Source organism: Rhizobium sp. SEMIA 4085, assembly GCF_013004495.1.
GTDB classification, from domain to species: Bacteria; Pseudomonadota; Alphaproteobacteria; order Rhizobiales; family Rhizobiaceae; genus Rhizobium; species Rhizobium gallicum.
Window position 1 is genome coordinate 1 of the sequence record NZ_JABEPH010000386.1, and the last position, 5279, is coordinate 5279.

Below are 5279 nucleotides of genomic sequence, written 5' to 3' on the forward strand. Positions count from 1 at the left end.
CCCCCCGGCACCCCCCACCCCCCCCCGGCGGGCCGCAGACGCCGAGCCCGGCGCGCCTGCACCACCACGCCCGTCTCAGCCGGCGCAATAGGCTTGAGTCCAGGGCGATCATCGAAAGAGGCCCTGCCGCCTGGCTGCGGCGGGGCTTTTATTTGCGCTGGACATTACCTGCTGATTTTTCGATAAGAAGGCGCACGAGCCGGTCGTCGTGTGCTGGCCTTTTGCGGCACCCGACTGGATTGGGACGGGATGGAGCATGGCCAAGACAGATATTGCACGGCGCGTTTACAATCACGCCTGGAAGCTTGATCCCATCGTCCGTAGCCTCATCGATACGGACTTCTACAAGCTTTTGATGCTGCAAATGATCTGGAAGCTTTATCCGGATGTCAGCACCACATTCACGCTCATCAACCGCACCAAGCGCGTCCGTCTCGCCGAGGAGATCGACGAGGGGGAACTGCGCGCTCAGCTCGATCATGCCCGCACGCTGCGGCTCTCCAAGAAGGAGATGATCTGGCTCGCCGGTAACAGTTTTTATGGCCGTGCGCAGATTTTCGAGCCGGAGTTCCTCGCCTGGCTTTCTCATTTCCAGCTGCCGGAATACGAGCTGTCGAAGAAGGACGGCCAGTACGTGCTCGATTTCCATGGCTCGTGGAAAGAGACGACGATGTGGGAAATCCCGGCGCTTGCGATTATCAACGAGATGCGCTCGCGCTCGGCGATGAAGGCGCTCGGACCCTTCACGCTCGATGTGCTTTATGCGCGTGCCAAAGCCAAGATGTGGGCAAAGGTAGAGCGGCTGCGCGAATTGCCTGGCCTGCGTATCTCCGATTTCGGCACACGCCGCCGCCACAGCTTTCTGTGGCAACGCTGGTGCGTTGAGGCGCTGAAGGAAGGTATTGGCCCCGCTTTCACTGGCACAAGCAATGTATTGCTCGCTATGGATTCCGATTTGGAAGCGGTAGGAACGAACGCCCACGAGCTGCCGATGGTGGCCGCCGCACTTGCAGACACCGACGAGGAGTTGCGCAACGCGCCCTACAAGATCCTGCGGGACTGGAACAGGCTTTACGGCGGCAACCTCTTGATCGTCCTGCCGGATGCCTTCGGTACCGCAGCCTTCCTGCGTGACGCGCCCGAGTGGGTCGCTGATTGGACCGGCTTCCGTCCGGACAGTGCCCCGCCGATCGAGGGCGGCGAGAAGATCATCGAGTGGTGGAAGAAAATGGGCCGCGATCCGCGCCAGAAGCTGCTGATTTTCTCGGATGGACTCGATGTTGACGCGATCATCGACACCTACAAGCATTTCGAGGGCCGTGTTCGCATGAGCTTCGGCTGGGGCACCAACCTGACCAACGATTTTGCGGGCTGCGCCCCGACTGAAATTTCCGGCCTCAACCCAATCTCGATCGTCTGCAAGGTCAGCGAGGCAAACGGCCGCCCCGCGGTCAAGCTCTCCGACAATCCTCATAAGGCAACCGGAGACCCGAAAGAGGTCGAGCGTTACCTCAAATTCTTCGGCGCGGAGGACCGCACTGAGCAGACGGTTCTCGTCTGACGAAGGTTACGGGGAGGGCCAGTGCGGCCTCGCCTCCTCCTTTTCGCTCCGCCGGCCTTTTCTGCGTGGTTTTGCTGACATGGCCGCCTCCTCGAATGGCGTGGCAACGCCAAGCCTTTGGGCAAGCGAGCGTGCATCTGTCGGCGCGCGAACCTTCACGTCGTTGTCGAAATAGACGAAGACGTCACGGCCTTTGGCTGACGTCTTGAGCGGCGGCAGTACGCGATGGGCATCTTCCGGCTCGTGTCCGCGCGCCCATGCCGCGATACGTTTGGCCCATGCATCGAGCGCCGCATCGTCGTATCCGCTGACATAAAGCTCCTCGGATCCATGAAGACGGCAATAGACGAAGTCGGCAGTGACATCCATCAGGCGCGGCCACTCGACCGTGTCGGCGCAGACGAGCCCCACGTGATGTTTTCGCAGCAGTTCGATGAATTCCTTGGCGCAAAAACTGTCGTGGCGAATTTCCAGCGCGTGACGAAGCGGCTGCTGCACATCGCTTTCCAGCCAGTCACGGCCGTTCAGCCGGTCATCATGGCGCTTTGCAAGCTTTGCCGCGTCATCCGTATCTTTCGGCAGCATTGCCAGAAATCGCGCGAAAAGTTCTGCGTCGAATTTCATGGTCGGCGGAAACTGCCAAAGAATGGGGCCGAGCTTTGGCCCCAGCCGCAGGAGGCCGGACGCCATGAAATTGGCAAGCGGCGTCTCGACGTCGCGAAGCCGCTTCAAATGCGTGATGTAGCGTGAACCTTTAACGGCGAAGACAAAGCCGTCCGGTGTCGCCTCCCGCCAACGCGCAAAGGCGTCAGGCTTTTGCAATCCGTAAAACGTGCCGTTGATTTCAATGGAGGCAAAACTGCGCGCGGCAAAATGCAATTCGTGCTTCTGCGGCAGGCCTCCAGGGTAAAATACCCCGCGCCACGGCGCATAGGTCCAGCCGGATATGCCGATACGGATGGTGCCGTTCCTTGCCATGAAAGACAAACTGACCGCGCGGCCGCTTGTTCCCCCGCCGGGTCGGTCGGATATTCAGGCTTGCGGTTTTCGCTTTTCTTCGGCTTCGCGAATGGCGTCTTCGTGGTACCAGGTATCGAAGGCGGCGTCGCAGACATCGGGATCGATGTCGAGCGGCTGGCGGGCCCCAAAGCGTTCGTCCGACCTGCGGAATTTTACTGGGAACTGATAGATCTTCGCGGTTTCGCGATGGACATTTGCTGGCATCGAATTGCCTTCCATTCTCTTCGCACACCGGTTGCCCGGGCACTTATAGTAACAGAGTGCACATGATTTGCGCAAATCGCCTAAAAAAACGCCAATAACTGTGGGATTCATAAGCATTTGATAAAACGAATGAAATGCCCCGTAATGCCTGCATCTTTTTGAGGCGTTATGTGTAGATCAAAAAAACGTCCTGCGTGCGGATGTGTTCCATGGTCCTAAACCCTCGCTTTCGTTGAAAGTTGACGATTGTCTGGAGGTTGATTCCCGCCGCGCGTCTCATGGCAGTCCCGTATGTCTACTCGAAACTGGCACGCCACGTGCTTGGTATTAGGCATCCGGTGGTGATCAAGCACGCGCTTAGCGGTCGCTTCGGAATTTGCTCACACCCTTACGTTTGAGAGACTGGCCAATGACAAAGTATAAGCTCGAGTACATCTGGCTCGACGGTTACACACCGACGCCGAACCTGCGCGGCAAAACGCAGATTAAGGAATTTGACGCATTTCCTGCTCTTGAGCAGCTTCCGCTCTGGGGCTTTGATGGTTCCTCCACGATGCAGGCCGAAGGCCGCAGCTCCGATTGCGTGCTGAAGCCTGTTGCCGTCTACCCGGACCCGGCCCGTACCAACGGCGCTCTCGTCATGTGCGAAGTCATGATGCCCGATGGCGTCACGCCGCATCCGTCGAACAGCCGCGCAACCATCCTCGATGATGAAGACGCCTGGTTCGGCTTCGAGCAGGAATACTTCTTCTACGAGAATGGCCGTCCCCTCGGCTTCCCGGAGCAGGGTTATCCGGCTCCGCAGGGTCCGTACTACACCGGTGTCGGCTACAAGAACGTCGGCAGCGTTGCTCGCGAAATCGTTGAAGAGCATCTCGACCTCTGCTTGGCTGCTGGCATCAACCACGAAGGCATCAATGCCGAAGTGGCCAAGGGCCAGTGGGAATTCCAGATCTTCGGCAAGGGCTCCAAGCGCGCCGCCGACCAGATCTGGATGGCTCGCTACCTGCTTCTCCGCCTCTGCGAGAAGTACGGCATCGACATCGAGTTCCACTGCAAGCCGCTCGGCGACACGGACTGGAACGGCTCGGGCATGCATTGCAACTTCTCGACCAAGTTTATGCGCGAAGTCGGCGGCAAGGCCTACTTCGAAGCGCTCATGGCGCAGTTTGACAAGAACCTGCAGGCTCACATCGATGTTTACGGTCCGGACAACCACCTGCGCCTGACCGGCAAGCACGAGACGGCCCCGTGGAACAAGTTCAGCTATGGCGTCGCCGACCGCGGCGCGTCGATCCGCGTTCCGCACTCCTTCGTCAAGAACGACTACAAGGGCTATCTGGAAGATCGCCGCCCGAACTCGCAGGGCTGCCCTTACCAGATCGCTTCGCAGGTCCTGAAGACGATTTCGGAAGTCCCGACCTCCGGCTTCGCTTCGGCTGCTGCCTAAGCCTTAGGCTTTCCTCCCAAGGGCGCCGGTTGCCTCGCAACCGGCGTTTTTTATTCGCCGAATGGTCTCCAAGGAAAACATTCCTTCACGCCGTCGGCCGCGCTATAGTCGCAGCATGGCACAACGAGCAGGCAGCGCTGATCTTCCATTGCATGGCGGCAGAGTTCCGAAGTGGCTCGGCGAGCGGATGACGAAGCTCGGCGCAGTGATCACCGAAGCAGTCGTGCACCATTATGGCCGGGATGAACTGCTCCGGCGCCTCGCGCATCCCTTTTGGTTCCAGTCTTTCGGTGCCGTGATGGGCATGGATTGGCATTCATCAGGCATAACCACCAGCGTGCTTGGCGCTCTCAAGCGCGGGCTAACTCCGCTTTCAAGCGAACTTGGCCTTCATGTCTGCGGTGGCCGCGGATCGCATTCGCGCAAGACGCCGGGCGAACTCGTTGCGATCGGTGATCGAGTTGGTTTCGACGGCGGGGCGCTCGCGACTGCGAGCAGGCTTGTGGCAAAAGTCGATAGCGCCGCCGTTCAGGATGGCTTTGATCTCTATCTCCATGGCTTCATCGTCACGGATGACGGCAAATGGGTCGTGGTGCAGCAAGGCATGAATGGCGACAAGCGTCAGGCCCGGCGCTATCACTGGCTCTCGGAAGGTCTCGAGAGCTTCGTCAATTCGCCGCATACGGCAATCGAGGGCCGCAGGCAGGGCAATATCATCAATCTGGCCGACAGGCGTGCCGAGCGTTCGCGTACCGGGCAGCTTGATCTTCTAACAACGCTCGGTCCGGACGGTATTTTGCGCGAAGCGGCAGCTTTGGCACGCGATATCGCAAAGCCCGCACCGCAGCCCGACCAGCCGCTTTTGCCGCATCTCATCTTGCCCGCCCATCACGACGTCCGCGAAAAGGACGTCAACATGAAGCGCCTGCATGGCAATCTTGCAGCCGCCGCTGACCGCGGACCGGAAGATTTTGAGCAGCTTCTGCTCGTGCCCGGCGTCGGCGCGCGAACGGTACAGGCGCCGGCGATGGTGGCCGAAGTGGG

Annotated in this window: 5 protein-coding genes; 3 read left to right on the forward strand and 2 right to left on the reverse strand. The window is 59.5% G+C overall.

Annotation, left to right across the window (positions count from 1 at the left end; translation table 11 throughout):
* The first annotated feature begins 256 nt into the window (after positions 1 to 256).
* The gene (pncB, locus tag C9413_RS27100) at positions 257 to 1561 is read left to right on the forward strand and encodes a nicotinate phosphoribosyltransferase (protein WP_039843551.1); all 1305 of its coding nucleotides are present in this window, start codon (positions 257 to 259) and stop codon (positions 1559 to 1561) included.
* A 6-nt stretch (positions 1562 to 1567) separates the two neighbouring features.
* On the opposite strand, the gene C9413_RS27105 is transcribed toward pncB, so the two are convergent.
* Complete coding sequence (locus C9413_RS27105; RefSeq protein WP_039843552.1) at positions 1568 to 2539, reverse strand: DUF72 domain-containing protein; 972 nt, start codon at positions 2537 to 2539, stop codon at positions 1568 to 1570.
* 54 nt (positions 2540 to 2593) lie between these two features.
* Positions 2594 to 2785, reverse strand: a complete 192-nt coding sequence (locus tag C9413_RS27110) for a DUF2735 domain-containing protein (RefSeq protein WP_039846570.1) — start codon at positions 2783 to 2785, stop codon at positions 2594 to 2596.
* A gap of 409 nt (positions 2786 to 3194) precedes the next feature.
* Here C9413_RS27110 and C9413_RS27115 point away from each other — a divergent pair, with 409 nt between their 5' ends.
* Positions 3195 to 4235, forward strand: a complete 1041-nt coding sequence (locus C9413_RS27115) for a glutamine synthetase beta-grasp domain-containing protein (protein WP_022713293.1) — start codon at positions 3195 to 3197, stop codon at positions 4233 to 4235.
* Between the two features lie 115 nt (positions 4236 to 4350).
* Positions 4351 to 5279: DUF763 domain-containing protein (locus C9413_RS27120; RefSeq protein WP_170251154.1), on the forward strand; the 929-nt coding region annotated here is incomplete at its 3' end.

Excerpts from the sequence above, each read along its gene's own strand:
- C9413_RS27110 (WP_039846570.1), bottom strand. The coding sequence starts at position 2,785 with ATGCCAGCAAATGTCCATCGCGAAACCGCGAAGATCTATCAGTTCCCA.
- C9413_RS27115 (WP_022713293.1), top strand. The coding sequence starts at position 3,195 with ATGACAAAGTATAAGCTCGAGTACATCTGGCTCGACGGTTACACACCG.
- C9413_RS27105 (WP_039843552.1), bottom strand. The coding sequence starts at position 2,539 with ATGGCAAGGAACGGCACCATCCGTATCGGCATATCCGGCTGGACCTAT.
- pncB (WP_039843551.1), top strand. The coding sequence starts at position 257 with ATGGCCAAGACAGATATTGCACGGCGCGTTTACAATCACGCCTGGAAG.